Raw genomic sequence first — 25,958 nt, forward strand, 5'->3', positions numbered from 1 at the left:
ATGAGCATTACTATTCGTCAGGCCCGCCCCGAGGATGCGGCGGCCATTTACGCCATGATTTATGAGCTGGCGGTCTATGAAAAAGCGCCGGAAGAAGTGATCACCACGCCGGACGAGATCCGCGAAACCCTCTTTAGCGCAGACAGTAAAACCGAAGCGCTGATCGCAGAGTTTGAAGGTAAGATCGCTGGCTATGCCGTGTTCTTCACCAGCTATTCAACCTGGCTTGGCCGCAACGGTATCTATATGGAAGACCTGTATGTATCCCCGGATTATCGCGGTAAAGGCGCGGGAAGAGCCTTGCTGAAACACATCGCGCAGCTCGCCGTAAAACGTCAGTGTGGTCGTCTGGAATGGAGCGTACTGGACTGGAACCAGCCAGCGATTGATTTTTACCTGAGCATTGGCGCCCTGCCGCAGTCCGAGTGGGTGCGCTATCGCCTGGATGGAGAAGCACTGCGGACATTCGCCGGATAAACGCGTCGCGCTGAGCATAGATCCCGGCTGTGCGGGATCTATGCTACAATTCCATAAATTTCATTAACATATTGTTGAATACCATGAGCACAGCCCCTTTCATTCGTCCTCAACTTACCCTGCCAGACGGCGCTGACAAACTGCTGCTGCACTCCTGCTGTGCGCCCTGCTCCGGCGAAGTGATGGAGGCCATTCAGGCCTCGGGCATTGATTACACCATCTTCTTCTATAACCCCAATATCCACCCGCAAAAGGAGTACCTCATCCGTAAGGAAGAGAATATTCGTTTTGCTGAAAAACACGGCGTGCCCTTTGTCGATGCGGATTACGATACGGATAACTGGTTTGAACGCGCAAAAGGGATGGAATGGGAGCCTGAGCGTGGGGTCCGCTGCACCATGTGCTTCGACATGCGTTTCGAACGCACGGCGTTATACGCGGCGGAAAATGGTTTCAGCGTGATCAGCAGCTCCCTTGGCATCTCGCGCTGGAAGAATATGCAGCAGATCAATGATTGCGGTCATCGTGCAGCAGCCCATTATCCGGGCATGGTTTACTGGGATTATAACTGGCGCAAACAAGGCGGCTCATCGCGCATGATTGAGATCAGCAAGCGCGAACAGTTCTATCAGCAGGAGTACTGCGGGTGCGTGTATTCACTGCGGGACAGCAACCTACACCGCAAGTCTCAGGGACGCCCTCTCATCAAAATCGGCAAACTGTTTTACGGCAAAGAGGAATCCGACGAGTAAGACAGCATTCCAGGGGAGACATATCCGAAAACGCGCCTGAATCAGCGTTGTGCCTCTCAGATGGCCAAATAGCGGCTATCCTTTAAGTTATCCACAAAAGGAGGTAACAATGTCTGATTTCGACGCTGATAAAAATGCACAGTACGCTGGTGATAAAGCGAAAAATAAACTCGACGAACTGACAGGCTCTGCACAGCAGCAGTTTGGTGAATTCGTTGACTCCCCCAAACATCAGGTGAAAGGTGCAGCACGTAAATATGCTGCGCAGGCCAGTGATGCCGTTTCTGATGTCACTGAAGCGGTCAGAAATAACCCGCTTACCGGCCTGATTGCGGCTGGGGCAGTGGGTATTGTTCTTGGCCTGTTACTCGGCCGTAAATAATTTCAGGCCCCACGGGGCCTTATTTTTCACTAACTAAACATCCGTACCATACGATCTAACTCCTCTTCTTTTACAGCACGAGAAAGATAATATCCCTGGAAACTTTTCACACCTAACGCCACCAGCTTTTCAAATTTTTCCGCACTATCAACTCCCTCTGCAATACATTCGCTGCCGGTCATGTCACTGTAAATCTGAATCGCTTTAATAAGATTATAATCATTGTCATTAGCAACAAACTGCCCGACAATATCCCGGTCAAGTTTTAAGCCATCAAAATGAACCTGTCTTATCGGGAACATAGTCTGATGGCTGGAGAAGCAATCATCTAAAAACAACCTACAGCCCGTACTGCGCAGGCGACGCATGGTTTCCGGGATGGTTTTATCCTTTGTGACATCAATATCTTCAGCGAATTCAAAGACCAGGTTCCCGGCCCACTGGGGGTTAAGTAGCATCTTTATGGCCTTTTTGGCCATTTCGGGTAAGGCGTTCCCGGCCGCAAGTTGTGGCGGAATATTGATCGAAAAATAGTATTTCCCGTTATATTTGTTGATGCCAGAAATAGCAGCATGAAGCACCAGCGCAGTGATGTTTAGCCATAATTCACGATTTTTCACCTCAGCCAAAAAATGGGCTGGCTTGAGGATTTTACCGTTTTTATTCCAGCGTAACAAAATTTCAAAACCCACACCTTTTTTATATTTGTCAGTAATAATTTGATAGGCAGGGAATATTTCTCGTTTAAGCAGCGCGTTAAAAACATCCACCTCGGTACTGGACAGCGGCTCTCTTTCAGTCTGTCTGCCTACCGCTCCTTCAGAAGAATAGCCTTTAGGATCGTTAAGCCACAGGTGAATTAATTGCATTTTTCTTAAACCTTCCTTACGGTGGGTATAGACCGTTTTATTCGTCAGCCCGAGCTTTTCGCACTGCTGATTAACGGACATTCCCCGGTAGAAGTTTAATAAAACATCTAATTCTCTTTGTGTCAGTCCTTTTTGATGCCCTTTATCACTGCCATCCAGATGACTATTCCGTAATAAGCGAGAACGCTCCTTGTGCGCGCCGGTAGCGTTCTGGTGATGATCACCAATAGCAGTCAGAGTGGCGATGCGTATCTGAGAAAGTTTGTGATTACTATTCAAGAGGCTACGCAGGGTTCCGTACAGCCAGCTGTCAGGAATATCACCATACAGGGTGACCTGGCGGATGACGGGAAGCGTATTGAGAATATCGGCAAGCCGTTTCAGGCTCTCCAGAAGATCCACGATCGCTTTGCCGGGAAAGACCGAAATGGTAGCTTCATGATTTCTGATAATATTATAGACATCTTCCCGGTTGGCGGTGTCGCCATCAAAACGTATATGTGACGCAGATATCCCCTGCTGTTCAAGTAACAGTTGATACCCCTGGAACGTAAAACTGCAGGCTGAAATTACAAATACCTGTGCATGACAATCAGTATTCTTGTGAGATTGGTTTTGAATCATAATGCGCTCCTGGGTACAAAAACACCGTTACCCTGGTCAATAACGACCAGCAAATCGACACTAAACACGTTCGAAAAAGTCACAAGCCTGAATATAACCTGCGTAACAGGTTAATTTTATCTTACCGCTGAACGTTAATACACTGTTATCAACCTTTCCCCCTGCAACATCTTTGCGTTAATCACCGTCCACATCCATATGCAAAGCAAATATAACAATCTTTGCAAATAACGACGGAAAATATTTTCCTCGCAGGGTATAATGAAAATTCCGAAAAAGAAGTCTGGATACTTCATTACATCGGCTTGCTCAAAAAAGAGAAAAAACGCTATGGATAATCATATCTCATCCAGGGCCTTGCTACATCGAAGGGACGTCATTAAGAACAACCCGCGGTTTAGCGAGGCAATAACAGAACACTACAAAATTAATGACAGCATCTATAAAAAACAACCCTTGTTCTACAAAACCATGCTTCAGGAATCACGGTTCAATATCATCCTTTCCATGTGTTGTTTTATTTTCGGTAATCAGGCTGAATCCGTATCAGAGATAAAGGAATTATGTTCGCGATACAAAATCGCCAGCCCAAACAGCGTCATCGCCATCATTACCCTACTGAGAACCACCGGGCGTATTAAGACCTGGCGCTGTACGGAAGATCGCCGCAAGACACGCATCGCCCCCACGCAAAAAGGACTGGATGAACTCAAGCGTTACATGACTGGCGCATTTATCCCCGTCAGCATTCTTTACCCGACATTTAATATCAACATTAACCTGTTAGATAATGATGTGTTACGAAATAATTTTTTCCGGCGGGCGGCAGAGTATCTGTTTCGTGGTTTAACGTTCAGGGCTGTTTTGCCTGAGGTGGGATTGTTTATTGATAAGGATGGCGGTCGAATGATTATGCTTTATATTTACTTACAGGCTGTTAAAAATCAAACTGCCCATGGCGCGATAATCGATTATTCACCTGGCACGCTGGCAAAAGAATTTTTTGTCTCCCGGATCCATGTTGCCCGTATTATTAAAGCCGCACAGGAAGCAGGATATCTTAAAGACAGAGGCGATGGCCGTATGACCATTTACCCTGCATTTATTCAACTCGTTGAAAATTATGCCGGGCTATATTTTGCCTACGTCACGCACTACATTAACGTTCTTCCCAAAGAGCGGCGCCCGAATGGCAACGTGACATCCACGGTATAACCACTGGGCGTTCGGTTTCCCGAACGCCCTTGTCATTAACGTTCCCGCAACGCTTCTTTTGCCTTGTTCAGCGGTTTCAACAGATAATCGAGGATCGATTTACTGCCCGTTTTAATATCGACCGTCGCAATCATCCCCGGAAATACAGGGAAATCTTTGCCCTGCTTATTGGTCAGATGGTTACTGTCGGTACGGATATAGACGCGATAGTAGTAAACGTCTCTCTTGACCTCATCCTGAAGGGTATCCGGTGAAATCATGGTCACCTCACCTGCCAGCCCGCCGTAAATCGAGTAGTCATAGGCGGTAATTTTTACCAGCGCTTTTTGACCAGGATGGATAAACGCCACATCACGCGGCGAAATTTTGGCTTCAACCACCATCTGATCGTCAAGAGGCACCAGACTCATCAGTTTACCATTCGGTGGGATGACGCCGCCGACGGTCGTGACGTCGATATCCTTCACAATCCCACGAACCGGTGCATTGAAGGTCAGCCGGGTCAGCGAATCCTCACGCCCTTTCATCACCGAGCGCTGGGCTTCGATCTCCGCATTCGCTTTCGCCAGCTCTTCACGGGCGCGCACGTAATACTGGTTTTTCATTTCGGTGATTTTGTTCTCAAGCTCATTTTTTTGCCGCTCAAGACGTAGCACCTCCACCTTGCTCGCCGCCCCCTGGGTGACCAGCGGACGGGTTAACGACAGCTCACGCTGAACAAGTTCAGCCCCCTGACGTAAACCCGCCAGCCCTTTTTCAAGACTTTCCCGGCGGGACTGGTAGAGCGCCGTTTCTTGTTTGACCAGCTCAACGTCGTCATCCAGCTCTTGCGGAAACGCGAGTTCCGTGTCGTTGACTTCCGCCTTCAGGCGGGCAGCCGTTGCCAGCGCGGCGTTCAGACGCGACTCACTCTCCAGCACGCTGGACTCTGTTTTGGTCCGGTCAAGCTGAGCCAGCTGCTGACCACGTTCGACGATGTCACCTTCGCGCACCAGCAGGCTATGGATAATGCCCCCTTCCAGCGACTGGATGACCTGCTCGTGGGAAGACGGTATCACTTTGCCGTTGCCGGTGGTGACTTCATCAAGCTGGAACAGGCTCGCCCAGGCGATAAATACCGCAAGCAGTGCGAACAGGGACCATGCCACCCACGTGGAGCGCGGCAGACGCGGCTCTTTCAGGCGGCTGTTGTAGCGGGATACATCATTCATGCCATTCCCTCCCTGACCACTGCGGCCGGTTTCAGGGTCGCGGTACGCTGAGGCGCCTTTTGCGGTGCCATCCCATGCTGACGCAGGATCGCGTCTCGCGGACCGTCCATGACCACTTTCCCGTTTTCCAGCACGATGATACGGTCAACCAGATCCAGAATCGGCAGCCGGTGTGTTGCCACCACCAGCGTCCGGCGCTTGCCCAGCCATTGCTGTAAGTGCTGTATAAACTGTTTTTCGCTCATCTCATCCAGCCAGGCGGTAGGCTCGTCCAGCAGGAGAATGTTGGGCGACGTAATCAGGGCGCGCGCCAGCAGTAACGCCTGACGCTGACCACCGGATAACCCGGCCCCCCCTTCATTGATGATGTAGTTCAGCCCCATTTTCTGCTTGCGGACAAACTCCAGCGCACCGCTGTTGACCAGTGCCTGATGAATCTCCTCGTCGGTGGCAAGCGGATTGCCCATCACAATATTGTCGCGCACGGAGCCAAAGAACAGCCGCGCCTGCTGGCTGAGCAACTGCATATCCCGGCGCACGTCGGCCGTGTCGAGATGGTTTAAGGCGATATCGTCCAGCAGAATGCTCCCCTCCTGCGGCTCCTGCATCCCGGCCAGAAGCTGCAGCAAGGTGCTTTTACCGGAGCCGTTGCGCCCCAGCACCGCCACCCGTTCACCGGCGCGGATCTGCAGCTTGCTGATGTTCAGCACGGTCAGTTTTTCCTCTTCGTCGTACCAGAACCCCACGTCCTCAAGCGCATAGTCCCCGCGCAGATGGGCTTTATGGACCTTTTTGCCTTGCTGAGGATCGTCAATCGGGCGCTGCATCAGGTCGTCCAGCCCCTTGCGCGCCACCTTTGCCGATTGCCAGCGCGAGAGCACGCCTGAGATCTGCGACAGCGGCGCGATAGTGCGCGACGCCAGAATCGAGGTCCCTACCAGCGCACCGGTGGTCATGTCGCCGCTGATGACCAGATAACACCCCACCAGCAATACCACCGCGTAGACAATCGACTGCACCTCCTGGGTCCAGGTCAGGAGCAGCCCTGTCAGCCAGCGCTGTTTCATCCCGACGCTGGCCGCCACATCGTTGGTGTTGTTCCACTGATTCTGAAAACGCTGTTCGGCGCGCATCAGCTTGATGTCCTCAATGCCCTGCACCGCCTCCACCAGGGTGGCGTTACGAATGGCGGATTCACGCATCCCTTCGCTGGAGAGTTTTCCCAGCGGGCGCTGCACCAGCAGGCCGGGGATCAGCAGAAGCGGTACGGCGAGCAGAACCACCAGCACCAGCGGACCGCCAATCATCCAGAGAATAAAGACAAACAGCAGGAAGAACGGCAGATCGGAAATCGCCGCGATGGTGGTGGAGGTAATCAGCTCGCGCACCGACTCCAGCTCGCGGATCTGGGCGATAAACGAGCCGGTCGATTTGGAGCGGGCCCCGTTTTTGATCCGCAGCGCGTGGGCAAACACCCGCTCTGAGATCCGCAGGTCAGCACGTTTTCCCACCACATCCGAAATATGTACGCGCAGCATGCGCATAATGAACTCGAACACAATGGCGATCATCACGCCGCCAAACAGTACCCACAGGGTGGCTTCAGACTGCGACGGGACCACTCTGTCATAGACCTGCATGGAAAAGATCATGCCAGAAAGCGCCAGCACGTTGGCGACCAGCGCCACCAGCATGATATCGCTGTAGCGCCGCCAGTCTTTCAGTGCCAGCTGCCAGAACCAGTTTTTCTCATACGGTTTGATGTAGTCATCCACGCGGGCATCCGGTGTGGATTCCAGCGGGCGCAACACCAGCAGCGTTTTCAACCGCGAACCGAGCGCTTCCCGTGTCAGCGTTGTCTCCAGCCCGCCGTCGCCGCTGAATTGCAGGCTGACGTTGCCATCGTTGTCCATGCGGTTAATGACCGCGATTTGGCCACCGGTGAACTCCGCCAGCAGCGGCAGACGCCACGGGTCGAGGGATACCGCTTCAGCCGCCACCACACGCATCCCGAGCCCAAGCTGGCGCGCCATCTCCTCCAGCACCAGCTGGCGCGGAGACTGACTTTCATGGTTAATCGTGACCCGAACGTGCTCCGCCGAAAAGTCCAGCCGATAGTGCTTCGCGATGGTGAGCATGCCCTGCAGCCAGGGTTCGTACTGTGGATGTGTCTTCATAATGCTACGTCCTGTTCAGGGCGATAATTTCGCACTGAAATGATACCTTCACGGGATGGTTAAGAATCGAACACTTTCTAAACGAGCCCGCAAAATAATCTTGTGAAATATAGGGTTATGGCTATTCATGTAAAGAAACGCAAAAGGCCGCGAGGATCGCTCCCCGCGGCGTAGTTTTACGCAATTAACAGCTGATGGTTCGCCAGCAGCGTTGCCAGATCCGTCTGGACGCCGTTCAGGGTCACCAGCGTGGTGGGCGAGAACTGACCGCCCGTCCCGTCGAGGTCAACCTGGATCTCGGTATTGCTGCCGTTTTGCACCACGCGGATGTAATCGGTGATGTTGCCCGCGCTGCTGTCCAGCGTGGCCACGCCGTTCACGTAGCTCGCCGAGCCGGTGCCGGTATAGCCGCTGCCGGAGAGCAGGTCGCGCAGGTCAATACGATCCGTGTCCGCCGTCCCTTCCCAGGTACCGACCGTAAAGCCGTTCACCACGTCGTGCCCGTTACCGCCCGTCGCATCCGTCGCGTTGATCAGCTTGTAGAGCAAGGTATCGTGACCGCCGCTGCCGATGTTGAAGGTGTCGTTCCCGCCGCGGCCTTCGAACTGGTTATCACCGCTGTTGCCGGTAATGACGTCGTCGAAGTTCGAGCCGTTAATTCCCTCAATGTTGAGCAGTCGTGACGTACCGAACCCGGTGTCCTGTGCGGTAGAGAGGCGCAGGTCAACGGTCACGCCGGAGGTCGCATTGCGATAATCCACCACGTCCATCCCGCCGGTGTTGCTCCAGGTGTCGTAGTCGGAATGGGTATTCCAGCCGCCGGAGCCGTTATAGGTATAGGTGCCATCCTCTGCGATAAAGGTGTCGTTATACCCGGTCCCGGTGATCGTCCCGCTGTGGCCGCCGGTCGCCGCTTCGGCCGTGAGAACGTAGCCCTCTTTGCCGTTACCCGCTTCCAGACCGCTCCAGGTGACGTTATCCGACACGCCGTTGGTGATCTTGACGATCTCGGCCGAATAGGTTTCATTCGGATCCAGCCCGTAGAAGCTCACCAGGGCAGAAGTATCGTTCGAGCCAATACCGGACTGGGCATTGATGATCTGCGACGCCACCAGTACGCCCGCGGCGTTGTACAGATTGACCGTGTTACCGTAGTAGGCGTTGATGCCCTCGCTGTCGACAATGTGCAGGTGCATCGCCGTGCCGTCGGCAATGGTTTTGCTGTTTTGTACCAGCACCACCTTGCCGTTCTGCTGCGACACCAGTAGATCCTGCGCGCCGTCCCAGTTGTAATCCACCGCGGCCACGCCGGTCGCGTAAGCAATACCGGACGCCAGCTGGCCTGATGTCCAGCTTGAGCCGTAGCCGTTGTTGGTGAACAGAGTCGCCGTCTGCGAGCCGCCGTAGGTGCTGAGCTTGATGATGTCCATCTGCCCGTCACCGTTCCAGTCCACCTCCACCGACAGGTACCCCGCCGTGGCGTTAGAGGCTTCTACCGCGCTCTTGGTCGTGGACAGCTGTCCTGCGCCATTGTTGTAGTAAATCACCCCACCGGTGTTGTTGTAGCTGCTGCCCAGGTACAGATCCATGTAGCCGTCGCCGTTGAAGTCTGCCCACGTCATGGAGGCTGCCGTGGTGGTATTCGAGGCGTTTGCCACAAACACGTTCGTCAGGTTCTGGCCAATGGAGAGCGTGCCGTTGCCGTTGTTGTTGATCACGGTTAACGAGTACGCGCCGCTGCGGTTGGTGTGCTGAACAATATCCACCGTACCGTCGTTATTCAGGTCAACGCCCGAGATTTCACGCCCGGAGTCAAACTGACCGTAGAACCCGCCTTCACCGCCGGTGCCATCTGGCGACAGGACACCGTTGTTGTTCACCAGATAGGTCAATGAGTCCATACCCGCATCGCCATACGCCAGATCCAGATAGCCATCCCCGGTTTTGTCGTACGCAATGACGCCGCCGTACCAGATGGTGGTGCCCATCGCCAGCTGGCTGGCGTTATAGGTACTGCCATCGTAGGTCCACATCACCTGCGTAGAGCCCGCGTAGGTGTTCTCCGTCGCGAAGATATCCTGCGTGCCGTTACGGTCAAAGTCGGCGGCAGTCTGGCTCACCACGTAATAGCCACGGGTGTTGGTCAGCGTATTGCCAGCATAGGTCGAGCTATCGCTACTGGAGTAAGACTGGCCGTTAGCAATGATATTCCACAGGCCACTGCTGTTCGTGCCGACGGTCATGGTGGAGTTGTTGCTGTTCCCCGCCGTGGTCGCCCAGTCGGTATTCACGGTGGTGGTATCAATCACCAGGCTGCCATTGGCAATACCGGTGGTGTTACCGTTGCCCGCGCTGCTCTTCACCTGTGCTGTGACGCTATAGCTCGCCACGCCCAGCGCATCGCTGTCCGGGATCTGCAGATACCAGGTGTTATGATCCGGGTCGACGACGACCGCACCGCCCGTCTGGGAGGTGTAGGTTTTACCGTTCACAATCACCACCAGATATTCCCCGTTCACCAGGTCTGCGGAGACCGTACCGCTGACAATCGGCGTGGTATCGGAGGTGGTCTGGGCGGTAATTGCCGCCGTGGTGGTCGGCACACGGGTATCGACGTTCAGCACAAACCCGTCCGATTCCGTGTAGTTACCGGCTTTATCGGTGACGCGCACAATGTAGGTGTGGTTGCCATCGCTCAGGCCGTTGTCCTGGAAGGACCAGCTCGCGCTGCCGTTCATGGTCACCTGACCGAGCAGAATGCCGTCGCGATAGAGCTGTACGATTTCGCCGTCGTCCGGGGCGCGGTTCAGCGTACCGTTGATCAGCGGCGAGGTATCATCCGTCGCCACCGACGCGCCGTAAGTGCCCTGACGCTCGCCTTCACCGTCGGTGTAGCTCACCACGCTACCCACGGTGGTTGGCGGCGTAGTATCCACCGTCACCACCTGCGACGCGGTGGAGCCAACGTTGCCCGCCTGGTCGATAATTCGTACCTGGTAGGTGTAATCCCCGTCAGGCAGATCGCGGGTATCGGTGTAGCTCCAGCGCTGGTTCGTCACCGTGGTGTCAATCCACGTATTGCCGCCGTCGAGGCTGATCTGCACCCGCTCGTCGCTCGCCAGCGCGCTGCCCAGCGAACCGTTGATGGTCAGCGTGGTGTCCATGGTGATGAAATCACTGCCGGACTGCCCGGTATCCTCGCTGATGCTGTCGATGGTGACGCCGTACTGCGGCGCCTGGGTATCCACCGTCACCGCCTGCGAGGTGGTTGCTCCGACGTTACCCGCCTGGTCAACAACCCGCACCTGGTAGTTGTAGCTACCGTCAGTCAGGGTACGCGTATCGTTATAGCTCCACTGCGTGCCGCTCACGGTGGCGTAGACCCAGGTGGTGCCGCCATCCATGCTCACCTGAACGAATTCACCCGCCCCCAGCTCCGCACCGAGCGTGCCGTGCAGGGTGTACGAGGTCGAACTGGTCAGGAAGTCGTTGTTGTCGAAGCCGGTATCGACGGTGATGTTATCCACGCTCACCGTAATTGCCGCATCCGGGGCCACCGTGTCGACGGTCACCTGCTGATGGGCGCTGGCGCCTACGTTACCGGCGGCATCGACCACGCGAACATAGTAGTCATAGGTGGCGTTGCCCAGCGTGCGGCCGTCAACGTAGTACCAGGTGTTGCCGGTGACGTTCACGTTCTGCCAGGTCACCCCTCCGTCGATGCTGATCTGCGCATATTCGCCGTCGGCGAGCGTCGCGCCGAGCGAGCCGTGCAGCGTCAGGGACGTATCGTTAGTGATAAAGTCGCTGCCGCTCAGGCCGGTATCATCGCTGATGCTGTCGATGGCGATCGTTTTGCTGGCATCCGGTGCAACCGTATCAATGGTCACCACCTGGCTTACGGTGGCGCTAATGTTCCCCGCATCGTCAATGACGCGCAGCTGGTAGTTGTAATCCCCGTCGACCAGCGTACGGCCATCCACATAGGTCCAGCTCAAACCGCTGACGCTGACGTCGGTCCAGGTCAGGCCGCCGTCGAGGCTAATCTGTGCATGGTCACCGCTGCCCAGCGCCGCGCCCAGCGTCCCTTTCAGGCTGATCTGGTTGTCGCTGGTGATAAAGTCACTGCCGGACAGGCCGGTATCCTGGGTGATGGAATCAACCGTGATCGTCGTGGCCGCAGGCGCGGTCAGATCAATCACCACGTCCTGGCTATCCGTTGCCCCCACGTTGCCCGCATTATCGACAACACGTACCTGGTACTGGTACGTACCGTCGGTCAGGGTGCGGCCGTCGGTGTAGCGCCAGGTGGTGCCGGTCACGGTCAGGTCAATCCAGGTGGTGCCGCCGTCGAGGCTGATCTGCGCCTTCTCGTTATTGCCGAGCTGCGCGGTCAGGGAGCCGTTGACCACAACGTGGCTGTCGTTGGTGATGAAATCGCTCGCGCTCAGGCCGGTATCGTTTTGCAGGGAATCAATCATAATTCCCATCGACGGCGCGGTCAGATCGACGGTCACGGTGTGGTTGTCGCTGGCGCTGTTGCCGATGGTATTGCTGACCTGCGCGTTAATCACGTACGAACCGCCGTCCGCCAGCGCGCTCACGTCTGCGCTGCCGAGCGTATAGCTCCAGCTGCCGTCATTCTGCACGGTTGCGCTGTAGGTTTTGCCGTTCAGCGTAATGGTCACCGTCTGGCCCGCCGGGGCGTCGGTGGTGCCGCTGACAGTCAGCGGCGTGCCGTGCTCGGCGGCGTTGACGATATCGTCCTGCGCAAAGGTGTTAATGGTGATGGTTGGGACATCGCCGTTCAGCGTCACGTCGTGCGTTGCGCTGCCCGGGTTGCCCGCCTTATCGCTCACCGCAGCCGTAATGGTGTAATCCCCGTCGCTCAGGCCGAGGAAATCACGGCCCGGCACGAAGACCGACCACGAACCGTCTGCCGCGACGGTCGCCTGATAACTGTGCCCGTTGAAGGAGACGATCACCGTCTGGCCCTGTTCCGCCGTGGTGGTGCCGCTAATGGTCTGGCCCGCCAGCTGTTCCGCGTTGTTGACGATATCGTCATCGGCCACGGTGCTGATGGTCACGGTTGGCGCAACGGTGTCTACCGTTAAGGTATGCGTGGTTTGACCGTTATTACCCGCCTTGTCGTTCACCGACGCGGTGACCGTCAGCGCGCCTTCGCTCAGGCTGGCAAGATCGGCGGCCGGAACGTCCAGCGTCCAGGTACCGTCGTTTGCCACGGTGGCCGTGTAGGTTTTGCCGCCCAGCGTCACGGTCACCGTCTGGCCCGCTTCCGCGCTGGAAGAGCCGTGTACGGTAAGCGGCTGCTGCGCTTCCGCCGCGTTCAGAACGTCGTCGCCGGACAGCGTGGCAATGCTTACCACCGGCGAGGTGGTATCCACGCTGATGCCGTGCGTCGCCGACGCGCTGTTGCCCGCGCTGTCCTGCGCCGACACGGACACCTGATAGCTCGCGCCATCGGCCAGGGCGCCCACGTCTGCGGCCGGAACGGTGGTCGTCCAGCTGCCGTCGCTCTGAATAGTGGACGTGTAGCTCTTGCCGTTCAGGGTCACGGTAACCTGCGTGCCGCTGGCGAACTGGGCGCTGGAGCCGTTAATCACCAGAGACGAACCGGCTTCCGCCGCGTTGATGACGTCGTCACCGCTAACGGTGTTCACCGTCAGCGCCACGGAGGCGGTGTTCACCACCACATCGTGGGTCTGGGTGCTGCTGTTGCCCGCGCTGTCGGTAATGGTTGCGCTGAGGGTCACGGTGCCGTCGGTCAGTGCGGAAATCACGCTGGCCGGAACGCCCACGCTCCAGCTGCCGCTGGCGTCAACGGTGGTGGTGTACTGGTTCGAACCGATGGTGATAACCAGCTTATCGCCGACGCTCGCGCCGGTTGCGGTGCCGCTGACGATCTGCGCCTGACCGTGCTCCACGCTGTTGATGACGTTATCGCCCGCCACGACGTTAAAGCTGACGGTCGGCGGCGTGGTATCAAGCGTAATCGCTTTGCCCGCGCTGCCCGGGTTACCCGCGGCGTCGCTCACGCTAACCTGTACGGTGTAGCCGTTATCCGCCAGTGCGGACAGGTCGGTGCCCGGTACGTTCACGCTCCAGAGGCCCCCCTGCTGTACCTGCGCGGTATAGCTCTTACCGCCCAGCGTCACGGTGACGGTCTGCCCGACTTCCGCCGTGGTGGTGCCGGAAATGGTCACGCCCGCAGCGGCTTCGCTGCCGTTAATCACGTTATCGCCAGCGACCGTATCAATGCTTACGCCTGGCGCGGTCGTATCTACGCTGTACTCGCGGCCCGCCGAGGCGCTGTTGCCGTTGACGTTGGTGACGCTCACCTGCACGCTGGCATCGCCGTCCTTCAGACCCGCAAGGTCTGCAGACGGTACGGTAGCCGTCCAGTTACCGTCGGCGTCCACTTTCGCGGTGTACGTCTTGCCGCCAAAGGTGATGGTAACGGTCTGGTTTTCTTCCACGTTGCTGGTGCTACCGGAGAGCACCAGATCCGCACCTTTCTCCGCCGCGTTAATCACGTCGTCGGTGGCAATCACATTAATGCTCACGGCGACCGCTGCCAGATCCACGTTCACATCGTGGTTAATGGAGACCGGGTTACCCGCGGTACTCTGGCCTGCCACGGTCACGGTGACCGTACCGGCCGCCAGGGCCCCGACGTCTGCCGCCGGGATCGCCGCACTCCAGGTGCCGTCGGCCAGCACGGAGGCCGCATAGGTTTTGCCATTGACGGTCACGGTGAGCGTGGTGCCTGCCGCCAGCCCGTCGCTGGAGCCGGTGACAATCAGGTTCTGCCCATGCTCGATGCTGTTGATCACATCGTCGCCCGCCACGGTATCAATGCGCAGACCCGGCAGGCTGGCGTCTATAACGATTTCGCGCTCGCCCGCGCCGGTGTTGCCGTGGCCGTTGGTGACGGTCGCCGACACGGTCAACTCGCCGTTGCCCAGCGCGGTGAGGACCGTTTCCGGCACGCTAACGGACCAGGTCAGATCGCTCTGCACCGTTGCGGTGTACGTGTTACCACCAATGGTGACGGTGACGGTATTCCCCGCTTCCGCGTTCGCCACTTTGCCGCTGATGGTCTGGCCCGCGGCCACTTCCGCCGCGTTGATGACGTTATCACCCGCAATGGTGCTGATGATGACAGTCGGCAGCGCGGTGTCGACCAGCAGGTTCGCCGTATTGCTGACGCTATTGCCAACGCCATTGGTTGCGGCGGCGTTCAGGGTGTAGTTCGCTTCGCCCAGACTCGCCAGATCCGCAGCCGGAACGGTCAGGCTCCAGGTGCCGTCCGCCGCCGTCGTGGCCGCGTAGGTTTTACCGTTAAGGGTCACGGTCACCACGGTGCCTTCCGCCAGGTTGGCGCTGGTGCCGCTGACGCTCAGATCCTGACCCTTCTCCACCGCGTTCAGCACGTTATCGCCGCTGATGGCGTTGAACGCCACGGACGGCAGACCGGTATCGACGGTCACGTTATGCGTGCCGGTGCCGGTGTTGCCCGCCGCGTCGGTGACTGACGCCGTGACGGTCACGGTGCCGTCCTGCAGAGCAGAAATCACGCTGGCCGGTACGCCCACGCTCCAGTTGCCCGCCGCGTCCAGCACGGTGGTGTAAGTCTGGCCGCCAATGGTGACGGTGACCTTATCGCCCGCTGCCGCGCCGGTAGCGTTGCCGCTGATGATGTGTGCCTGAGCGTGCTCGGTGATGTTAATCACGTCATCGCCCGCCACGGTGTTGATGGTTACCGCAGGAACGGTCACGTCCACCGTCAGGTTGTGATCGGCCGATGCCGGGTTGCCCGCCTTGTCGCTGACGCTCGCCGTGACGGTGACGCTGCCGTCGCCGAGTGCCGCCAGATCCGCCGCCGGAACGCTCAGCGTCCAGCTGCCGTCCGCGCCTGCGGTTGTGGTGTAATCTTTGCCGTTCAGCGTCACGGTCACCGTCTGGCCCGCTTCTGCGGTGGTGGTGCCGGACACGGTCAGATCGGACTGCGCTTCAGCGGCGTTCAGAATGTCGTCCGTCGCCAGGGTGTTGATGGTCACGGACGGCGCGGTGGCATCCACGCTGTACTCACGGCCCGCCGAGGCGCTGTTGCCGTTGACGTTGGTGACGCTCACCTGCACGCTGGCGTCGCCATCCTTCAGGCCCGCCAGATCCGCCGCTGGCACGGTTGCGGTCCAGTTGCCGTCGGCATCGACCTGCGCGGTATAGATTTTACCGCCCATGCTCAGGGTGACGGTCTGCCCGGCTTCCACGTTGGTGGTGGCGCCAGACAGCACCAGATCCGCGCCCTTCTCCGCCGCGTTAATCACGTCGTCGGTGGCAATGGCGTTGATGCTGATGGCAACCGTTGCCAGATCCACGGTGACATCATGGCTGATGATAATCGGGTTACCCGCCGTGCTGTCGCCGGTGACGCTGATCTTCACGGTGCCTTCCGGCCACGTGCTCACATCCGCCGCCGGGACCGCCGCGCTCCAGGTGCCGTCCGCCAGCACCGTTGCGGAATAGTCTTTCCCGTTGACGGTCACAGTCAGCGCGGTGCCAGGGGTAAGCCCGTCGCTGGAGCCGGTGATAATCAGGTTCTGGTTGTGCTCGATGGTGTTGATCACATCATCGCCCCCCACGGTGTCCACACGCAGGCCCGGCAGGTTGGCGTCGATAGTGATGTCGCGTGCGCCAGAGCCGGTATTGCCGTGGCCGTTGGTAACGGTCGCGGTGACGCTCAGGCTGCCGTTGCCGAGCGCGGTCAGGACGTCGGACGGCACGTTCACGGACCAGCTCAGATCGCTCTGCACCGTCGCGGTGTAGCTGTTGCCGCCAATCGTCACGGTTACGGTATTACCCGCTTCGGCATTCGCCACGGTACCGCTGATCGTCTGGCCTGCCGCCACTTCCGCTGCGTTAATCACGTTATCGCCCGCCACGGTGTTGATGGTGACGGTCGGCAGCGCAGTGTCGACCAGCAGGTTCGCACTGTTGCTCACGCTGTTGCCCACGCCGTTGGTGGCGGTCGCATTCAGGGTGTAGTTCGCCTGACCCAGCCCCGCCAGATCGGCGGCCGGAACCGTCAGGCTCCAGGTGCCGTCCGCTGCCGTGGTGGCCGTGTAGTTTTTACCGTTCAGGGTCACGGTCACCACGGTACCTTCCGCCAGGTTGGCGCTGGTGCCGCTGACGTTCAGATCCTGACCTTTCTCCACCGCGTTCAGGACGTTGTCATCGCTGATAGCGTTGAAATTGACTGAAGGCAGGCCGGTATCAACGGTCACGTTGTGGCTGCCGGAACCGGTGTTGCCCGCCGTGTCAGTGACTGACGCCGTGACGGTCACTGTGCCGTCGCTGAGGCCGGAAATCACGCTCGCCGGTACGCCCACGCTCCAGTTGCCCGCCGCGTCCAGCACGGTGGTGTAAGTCTGGCCGCCAATCGTGACGGTGACTTTATCACCCGGTGCCGCACCGGTGGCGGAGCCACTGACGATCTGCGCCTGCGCGTGCTCGGCCACGTTAATCACGTCGTCACCGGCAATGGTATTGATGGTCACCACCGGAACGGTCATGTCCACCGTCAGATTATGATCAACCGACGCCGGGTTACCCGCCTTGTCGCTGACCGATGCGGTGACGGTCACGCTGCCGTCGCTGAGCACCGCCAGATCCGCTGCCGGGACGTTCAGCGTCCAGTGACCGTCTGAACCGACCGTTGCAGTGTAGTCCTTGCCGTTCAGCGACACGGTCACCGTCTGGCCCGCTTCGGCGGTGCTGGTACCGGAGATCGCCAGGTCAGATTGTGCCTCCGTGGCGTTGAGGATGTCGTCCAGGGCAATCGTATTAATGGTCACGGACGGCGCGGTGGTGTCCACGCTGTACTCGCGCCCCGCAGAGGCACTGTTGCCATTGTCGTTGGTGACGCTCACCTGTACGCTGGCACCGCCGTCCTTCAGGCCAGTCAGATCGGCCGCTGGCACCGTGGCGGTCCATTTACCGTCAGCACCCACGGTTGCAGTGTAGAGCTTGCCAGCGAAGGTGATCGTGACGGTCTGGTTTTCTTCCACGTTGCTGGTGCTGCCGGAGAGCACCAGATCCGCGCCCTTTTCAACTGCGTTAATCACATCGTCTGTGGCAATGGCGTCGATGCTGATGGCAACATTTGCCAGATCCACCGTCACGTTGTGACTGATGGACACCGGGTTACCTGCGCTGCTTTGCCCTTCAACGGTCACGGTGACCGTTCCTGCAGCCAGTGCGCCGACATCCGCTGCCGGGATCGCCGCGTTCCAGGTGCCGTCGGCCAGCACGGTCGCCGGATACGTTTTACCGTTTACGGTGACGGTCAAGGTGGTACCTGCGGTCAGGCCATCGCTGGATCCGGTCACAATCAGGTTTTGACCGTGTTCGATGCTGTTGATCACATCATCGCCCGCAACGGTGTCCACGCGCAGACCCGGCAGGCTGGCGTCGATGGCAATATCGCGCTCAGCGGAGCCGCTGTTGCCCACATTGTTGGTCACGCTGGCGCTCACCGTCAGTTCGCCGTTACCCAGCGCCGTCAGGACCGATTCCGGCACATCGACGGACCAGGTCAGATCGTTCTGCACCGTTGCGGTCCAGGTGTTGCCGCCAATCGTCACGGTCACGGTGTTGCCCGCTTCGGCATTCACCACCTTACCGCTGATGGTCTGGCCTGAAGCCACTTCCGCTGCGTTAATGACGTCGTTACCAGCAATGGTGTTGATGATCACCCCCGGCAGTACGGATTCCACGTTCACGGTGTGCGACGTGCTGGTGCTGTTGCCGACGCTGTCCGTTGCCGATGCGGTAACGGTGTACAACGCTTCACCCAACGCGCCGACTTGATCCGCCGGAACGGTGGTGGTCCATTTCCCGTTGCTGTCGACCATCGCGCTGTACGCTTTGCCGTTCAGCATCACGGTCACTACCGCGCCTGTCGCCAGGCCGGAAGCCGTACCGGAGATCGTCAGATCCTGGGTTTTCTCAGTGTTGTTGATCACATCGTCACCGGAAACGGTGTCAATGGTCAGTACCGGCGCGGTCAGGTTCACCTCCACGCCGTGCGTGGCGCTGTTGCTGTTGCCCGCTTTATCGGTCAGCGCTGCGGTAATAGTGTAATCCCCGGCGGCCAGCGCGGTGACGTCCGCCGCAGGCACGCCCACGCTCCAGTTGCCTGAGGCATCCAGGGTGGCGGTGTAGGATTTGCCGTTGAGGGTAACGGTGACCACGTCGCCCGCCGCCGCGCCGGTTACGGAGCCGGTGACAATCAGGGCCTGTGCATGCTCGGCGCTGTTGATCACGTCGTCGTCGGACACGGTGTTAATGGTCAGCTGTGGCACTGTGGTATCCACCAGCACATCGCGATCCGCAGAGGCCGGGTTACCCGCTTTATCGGAGACGGCGGCACTGATGGTGTAGTTGCCGTCGGTAATCGCGCCCACGTCTGCAGACGGCACGGTCACGCTCCAGCTGCCGTTTGCCTGCACGGTGGTGGTGTAGTCCACGCCGTTCAGGGTCACGGTGACGCTCTGGCCCGCTTCGGCGTTGGTCACGCCGTTAACGACCAGATCCTGCTGCGCTTCGGCCGCGTTGATGATGTTGTTATCGCTGACAATCTCAATAGACACCGTCGGTGCGGTGGCGTCCACGCTGTACTCGCGGCCTGCCGACGCGCTGTTGCCGTTCACGTTGGTGACGCTCACCTGCACGCTGGCATCGCCGTCTTTCAGGCTGCCCAAATCGGCAGACGGTACGGTCGCCGTCCAGTTGCCGCTGGCATCGACCGTCGCGGTGTACGACTTGCCGCCGAAAGTGATGGTAACGGTCTGGTTTTCTTCCACATTGGTGGTCGAGCCGGACAGCACCAGGTCCGCGCCTTTCTCTGCCGCGTTAATCACGTCGTCGGTGGCGATGGCGTTGATGCTGATGGCAACGGTCGCCAGATCCACCTTCACGTCGTGGCTGATGGAAACCGGATTGCCCGCCGCGCTCTGGCCTTCCACGGTCACGGTGACCGTGCCCGCATTCAGCGCGCTGACGTCTGCCGCCGGAATGGCCGCCGTCCAGGTGCCGTCCGCCAGCACGGTAGCCGCGTAGGTTTTACCGTTGACGGTGACCGTCAGCGCAGACCCGCTCGCCAGCCCGTCGCTGGAGCCGGTAATAATCAGGTTTTGCGCGTGTTCGATGCTGTTGATCACATCATCGCCCGCCACGGTATCGACGCGCAGGCCCGGCAGGTTGGCGTCAATAGTGATGTCGCGCTCGCCGGTTCCGGTGTTGCCGTGGCCGTTGGTGACGCTGGCTGACACCGTCAGCTCGCCGTTACCGATGGCGGTTAAGACCGTGGACGGCACGCTGACCGACCAGCTCAGATCGTCCTGAACCGTCGTGGTATAGGTATTGCCGCCGACTGAAATAGTGACAGTGTCACCGCTCGCCGCGCCGCTCACTTTGCCGCTCAGGGTCTGCCCGGCAGCCACTTCCGCTGCGTTAATGACATCGTCCGTGGCGACAGGGTTGATGGTGACCTGCGGCAGCGCGCTGTCGACCAGCACGTTATGGCTGGTGTTTGCACTGTTGCCTGCGGTGTCGGTTACGCTCGCCGTCACGCTGTAGTTCGCTTCCCCCAGAGCCGACACGTGAGCAGCCGGAACGGTCACGCTCCAGTTGCCGCTGGCGTCGGTGGTGGCGGTGTAGTTGATGCCGTTCAGGGTCACCGTGATGGTGGTGCCGTCCGGCTGGTTGCTGGTACCGGACACCAGCAGATCCTGACCTTTCTCGGTCGCGTTGATCACGTCGTCAACCGCCAGGGTATTGATGGCAACCACCGGCGCGGTCAGGGAGACGTCAAACTCGTGCGTCGCGGTGGTGCTGTTGCCGGCTTTATCGGTGAGTGTCGCGGAAATCGTCTGGTCGCCGTTTGCCAGCGCGCCCACGTCCGTCGCCGGAACGCCCACGCTCCAGCTGCCGGACGCATCCAGCATGGCGGTGTAGTCTTTGCCGTTCAGGCTCAGGGTAATCACGTCGCCCGCCTGCGCACCCGTCACCTTGCCGGAGACGATCAGCGCCTGGCCGTGCTCGGCAATATTCACGACGTCGTCGCCCGCAACGATGTTGAACGAAATCTGCGGTACGGTGGTGTCGACCAGCACCGAGGAGCCCGCGCTGACCGGGTTGCCTGCCTTATCGGACACGCTCGCCGTTACCGCCGCGCTGCCGTCGGTGATGCCTGCCATATCCGCCGCCGGAACGTCGAGCGTCCAGCTGCCGTCCGCCTGCACCTGCGCGGTGTACTGATTGCCGTTGAAGGTCACGGTGACCGTCTGGCCTGCTTCGGCAGTAGAGGTGCCGCTCAGGGTCAGATCCTGCGCCGCCTCTGCCGCGTTCAGCATATTGTCATTGCTGATAGTGTTGATGGCCACCGTCGGCGCGGTGGTATCGACGCTGAATTCCTGCGCCGAAGACGCCGCGTTGCCGTTCACGTTGGTGACGCTGACCTGCACGCTGGCGTCGCCGTCTTTCAGGCTGCTCAAATCAGCTGACGGTACGGTCCAGGTCCAGTCGCCGTTGGCATCCACCGTGGTGGTATAGGTTTTACCCGCGAAGGTGATGGTCACGGTCTGACCCGCCTCAACGTTGGACGTGGTGCCGGAAAGCACCAGGTCCTGGCCTTTTTCCGCCGCGTTGAGCACGTTATCGTCGGTCACGCTGCTGATGGTGATGGCGACAGGCGCGAGATCGACGTCCACGATGGTCCCGATAGCCACCGGGTTGCCGGAGGCATCCTGCGCGCTTGCCTTGATATCCAGCGAACCGTCCGCCCACTGGGACACGTCGGCCGCCGGCACCGCCGCCTGCCAGGTGCCGTCCGCCAGTACCGTTGCTGGATAGGCTTTGCCGTTGATGGTCACGGTCACGGTGCTGCCCGCCGCCAGATCGCTACTGGTACCAGACACAATCAGGTTCTGCGCGTGTTCAATCACGTTAATCACGTCATCACCTGCGACGGTATCAATCCGCAATCCCGGGAGCTGGGCGTCGATGTTGAAGTCGAGAGAAGAGGAGCCGGTATTGCCGTGCGCGTTGGTCACGCTGGCGGATACGGTGAGGTCGCCGTTGCCGAGCGCGGTAAGCTGGCTCTCGCTTAACGGCAGGCTCCAGGTGAGATCGTCCTGCACGGTAGCGGTATACGTCTGGCCGCCAAGGATAATAGTGACAGTGTCACCTGACGCCGCGTTCGTCACCTTACCGGTCAGGGTTTGTCCTGCCGCCACTTCCGCTGCGTTAACGATATTGTCGCCCGCCAGGGTGTCGATCGTCACCACCGGCAGCGAGCTGTCCACCAGCACATTGTGTGAGGTTGAGGCGCTGTTGCCTACGCTATCCGTGACGCTCGCCGTCACGGTGTAATGGGCTTCTCCCAGCGCGCTAACGGCCGAGGCCGGTACGGTCACGCTCCAGTTACCGCTGGCGTCAGTAGTGGCGTTGTAATTGATGCCGTTCAGGTTAACGGTGATGCTGGTCCCTTCTGGCTGGTTACTTGTGCCGGAGAGCAGCAGATCTTCACCCTTCTCGGTCGCGTTAATCACGTCGTCCGCCGCCAGCGTGCTGATGGCGATAACAGGCGTCACGGTATTCACCACCACATCCAGTGAACTGCTTCCGGTATTGCCGGATCGGTCGGTCACGGAGACATCGATGGTCCAGGTACCGTCCGTCAGACCCTGCACAACGGACGCGGGCAGGCCAAGGCTCCAGTTGCCCGCCGCATCCACCACCGTGGTGTAATCGACGCTGTTAATGGTGATGGTCACCCGATCGCCCGCTGCCGCACCGGTGACCGAGCCGCTCAGGATCTGCGCCTGTGAATGCGCGAGCTGGTTAACGGTATTGGTATCGGTGACAAAGTCGTTGATGGTTATCTGCGGGACGGTCGCATCCACCAGCCCAACGCGGTCTGCGCTGCTGCTGTTGCCCGCCACGTCACTCACGGTTGCCGTCACCGTGACGGTGCCGTCGGTCAGAGCGCCGACATCCGCAGCCGGTACGTTCACCGTCCAGGTCCCGTCACTCTGGACGGTGGTCTGATAGTGCTTGCCATTCAGCGTAACGGTAACCGTCTGTCCCGCCTCAGCATTGCTGCTGCCGCTTAAGGTCAGATCCTGCTGCGCTTCGGCCGCATTAATGATGTTGTCGTCGGTCAGGTTATCGATCGTAATGGACGGCGGTAAGGTATCCACGGTCACCACGCGCGACGCGTCGGCGCTGTTGCCACTGACGTTCGTCACGCTGACGCTGACCTGCGCGCGTCCGTCGATCAGCGTCTCCATGGCGCTGGCCGGTACGGTCAGGCTCCAGGAGCCATCCTGCTGCACCTGCGCGGTAAAGGTCTGGTCGGCGAATTTCACCACCACGGTCTGCCCGGCTTCTACGCCCTGCGTCTGGCCGGAAAGGGTTAAGTCCGCGCCTTTTTCCGCCGCGTTCAGCAGGTCGTCGCCGGAGACGGTATCAATGGTGACCGCCACGGCGTTCAGATCGAGTTCAATCGGGTGTTCAGCCGCAACGGTATTGCCCCAGGCATCTACCGCGCTGACGCTAACCGTCATGCCGCCCGCCGCCCAGGCCTGCAGGTCCGCCGCCGGAACGCCGATCTGCCAGTTGCCGCTGGCGTTAACCGCGGTAACGTACTCAACGTTGTTGATGGTGACGACAATCTGCGTCCCCGCGGCCAGATGGGTACTGGAGCCGGTGACGCTCAGATCCTGCTGCTGTTCAATGGCGTTGATCACGTCATCGCCGGAAATGGTGTTCACACGCAGGCCCGGCAGCTCCGCGTTGATATTGATATCACGCTCGCCGGTGCCGGTATTGCCGTGCGCGTTAGTGACGGAGGCGCTGAAGGTCAAATCGCCGTCGCCGAACGCCTGAAGATCCGCTGACGGGATTTTCACGCTCCAGGTCAGATCGCTGCCAACCGTTGCGGTGTAGTTCTTGCCGCCGACGGTGACAGAGACGGTATCGCCTGCCGCCGCGCCGGTAACGCGTCCGCTGAGGGTTTGATCGACGCCCGCTTCGGCGTTATTGACCAGGTTGTCGCCCGCAAACGTATTGATAATGACCTGCGGCAGCACGGTGTCCACCAGCAGATTCGCCTCGGCAGAGCCGCTGTTACCCACGCTGTCGGTGCCGCTGACGCTCACGGTGTAAAGGGTGTTCGCCAGATTCAGCACGTCAGAAACCGGCACCTGAACCGTCCAGATACCGTTTTCAACCGTGGCCTGATAGTCAACGTTGTTTAATGTGACGGTGATGGCGCTGCCGTCTGGCAGGTTGCTGGTGCCGCTCAGGCTCAGCGGCTGCATCGCCTCCTGCGCGTTCAGGACGTTATCCTGGCTGATGGCGTCAATCGTGAATTCCGGCGGGTTGCCGCTCAGGGTAATGCCGTGGGTGGCGTTACCGGTATTGCCCGCCGCATCGGTCACCGAAACCGAAATGCTGTGGTTACCTTCCCCCAGCGCGCCAATGACTGACGCCGGTACGCCTACGCTCCAGCTGCCGTTCGCCTGCACCACGCCGGTAAAGCTCTGGCCGCCAACGGTCACGGTCACCACGTCGCCTGCCGCCGCGCCGGTCGCCTGGCCGGAAATAATCTGCGCCTGCCCCTGCTCGGCGGTGTTAAGAATATTGTCGCCTGCGACGGTGTTGATGGTGATGACCGGAGCAGTGGTATCGACGGTAAAATCAGCGTGGGTGGATGAACCGTTCCCGGCTTTATCGCTGACGTTCACCGTCAGGGTGTGTTCGCCGTTAGCCATCGCCTGTACTTCACCGGCAGGAAGCGTGACGGACCAGGTGCCGTCGCTGCCCACGGTCGCCGTGTGATTTTTACCGTTCAGCGTGACCGTCACAATCTGACCGGCTTCCGCCGTGGTTTTACCGCTCAGCGTCAGCGGCTGATTGTGTTCAGCCGCATTGATAATGTTGTCCTGCGCGACGGTATCAACAGCGATCGTCGGTGCCGTGGTATCCACGCCAATCGTCTGACTGCCGCTCACGATATTACCCGCCGCGTCTTTGCCGCTCACGTTGACCGTCCAGGTGCCGTCGCCCAGCGCCTGCGCGTCTGCCGCAGGGACCTTCACGCTCCATGCGCCATGGGTGCCCACGTTCGCGGTATAGGTTTTGCCGTTCAGCGTGACGGTCAGTTCCGTTCCCTGCGCCAGGTTTTTGCTGGCACCCGAGAGCGTAAAGCCTGCAGATTGCTCGCTGGCGTTGATGACGTTATCGCCCGCCGTTGTTGCCAGCGTTACGCTCGCCTCGGCAGTGTCAACGGTCACCGTGATGCTACCTGCGGAGGTGGTTTTACTGCCGTCGATTTGCACCACTGACCAGGTATGCTCCCCGTCAGCCTGGGTGGGAAGTTGTACTGTCCAGGTCCCCTCTTTACTGACCATGGCGCTGGCAATGGTGCTGCCGCTGCTGTCTTTGATCTGAATGGTCGCACCCGGCTGGCCGGTACCGCTAAAGGTTGGCGTGTTATCGTCAGTGATCGCTTTTGCACTCAACACACCCTGCTTGTCACCCGCATTATCGGTGAGCAAAAAGGTCGGCGTTGCGCTCTCAACGTCTTTCGTATTATCAATGACTTTGGTTTTTGTTTCGCCGTCACCCCCATGCGCAAGCAGTGCACCGATGGCACCGCCGCCTAATGCCGCCCCCGCAATCCAGCCCCACGGTGCATCGCTCAGCAAACTGCCCTGCTCAAAGAAGGGTTCAATGCTGCTGATTGGTGTGGCCTGTGCAGTCAATTCGGTAACGGCTACGCCTGACGCTTCCCCGGCATCGGCAAAAGAAATATGTGTTAATTCCTGATTATCGTTAAATACCAGTTCGGACTGGTTATGGGTTTCAGGATCTTCAACAAAATAGTTATTGCAGCGAATAACGCTGCCATCTTTCATATAAATGAGCAGGTCTTTTCCCTGGCGGACGTAACGCACCACGTCCTGAGCAGAACCCTGGATTTCAATCACGCTCGGCGATGAAATGGAGACCGACAGATTACCTTCGCCGGTTAATTTCGTTTTCTCCGCCGTTTTGCGAATGATGACATCAACAACTTTAATGTTACTCATATTTCTCTCCTTGCAGGTGCACGGATTCCTGTGGATATGTCCACCAGATGGATGTAGCTATCCCTGGGA

Annotated in this window: 8 protein-coding genes and 1 pseudogene; 4 read left to right on the forward strand and 5 right to left on the reverse strand. The window is 59.0% G+C overall.

From position 1 onward, the window contains the following. The 3 genes from EKN38_RS15970 (at nucleotide 1) to EKN38_RS15980 (ending at nucleotide 1,611) form a co-directional block, all read left to right on the forward strand. Nucleotides 1-477, forward strand: a complete 477-nt coding sequence (locus EKN38_RS15970; protein WP_014831847.1) for a GNAT family N-acetyltransferase — start codon at nucleotides 1-3, stop codon at nucleotides 475-477. A gap of 83 nt (nucleotides 478-560) precedes the next feature. Next, a complete protein-coding gene (locus EKN38_RS15975; protein ID WP_014831846.1) occupies nucleotides 561-1,229 on the forward strand; it encodes an epoxyqueuosine reductase QueH in 669 nt (222 codons plus the stop codon). 109 nt (nucleotides 1,230-1,338) lie between these two features. Continuing rightward, entirely contained in the window at nucleotides 1,339-1,611 is a 273-nt protein-coding gene (locus EKN38_RS15980; RefSeq protein ID WP_013096686.1) for a YqjD family protein, read from the forward strand. Nucleotides 1,612-1,640: 29 nt separating this feature from the next. On the opposite strand, the gene EKN38_RS15985 is transcribed toward EKN38_RS15980, so the two are convergent. Continuing rightward, nucleotides 1,641-3,104, reverse strand: a complete 1,464-nt coding sequence (locus EKN38_RS15985) for an EAL domain-containing protein (RefSeq protein WP_014831845.1) — start codon at nucleotides 3,102-3,104, stop codon at nucleotides 1,641-1,643. A 330-nt stretch (nucleotides 3,105-3,434) separates the two neighbouring features. Between EKN38_RS15985 and EKN38_RS15990 the strand changes: the two genes are divergently transcribed. Then, nucleotides 3,435-4,319 carry a hypothetical protein gene (locus EKN38_RS15990; protein WP_014831844.1) on the forward strand — a complete coding sequence of 295 codons (885 nt, stop codon included), beginning with the start codon at nucleotides 3,435-3,437 and terminating at the stop codon, nucleotides 4,317-4,319. A 35-nt stretch (nucleotides 4,320-4,354) separates the two neighbouring features. On the opposite strand, the gene EKN38_RS15995 is transcribed toward EKN38_RS15990, so the two are convergent. The 4 genes and pseudogenes from EKN38_RS15995 to EKN38_RS26250 all read right to left on the reverse strand — a co-directional run. Continuing rightward, nucleotides 4,355-5,530, reverse strand: a complete 1,176-nt coding sequence (locus tag EKN38_RS15995) for an HlyD family type I secretion periplasmic adaptor subunit (RefSeq protein WP_014831843.1) — start codon at nucleotides 5,528-5,530, stop codon at nucleotides 4,355-4,357. Beyond that, entirely contained in the window at nucleotides 5,527-7,707 is a 2,181-nt protein-coding gene (locus EKN38_RS16000) for a type I secretion system permease/ATPase (protein WP_014831842.1), read from the reverse strand. Before EKN38_RS16000 ends, EKN38_RS15995 begins: the two co-directional genes overlap by 4 nt. 176 nt (nucleotides 7,708-7,883) lie before the next feature. Continuing rightward, the gene (locus tag EKN38_RS16005) at nucleotides 7,884-23,567 is read right to left on the reverse strand and encodes an Ig-like domain-containing protein (RefSeq protein ID WP_409449469.1); all 15,684 of its coding nucleotides are present in this window, start codon (nucleotides 23,565-23,567) and stop codon (nucleotides 7,884-7,886) included. 108 nt (nucleotides 23,568-23,675) lie between these two features. After that, nucleotides 23,676-25,889, reverse strand: a pseudogene (locus tag EKN38_RS26250) (Ig-like domain-containing protein); the annotation flags it as partial. Nucleotides 25,890-25,958 lie beyond the last annotated feature (69 nt).

The organism is Enterobacter sp. WCHEn045836, assembly GCF_003965585.1.
Classification (GTDB): domain Bacteria; phylum Pseudomonadota; class Gammaproteobacteria; order Enterobacterales; family Enterobacteriaceae; genus Enterobacter; species Enterobacter dissolvens.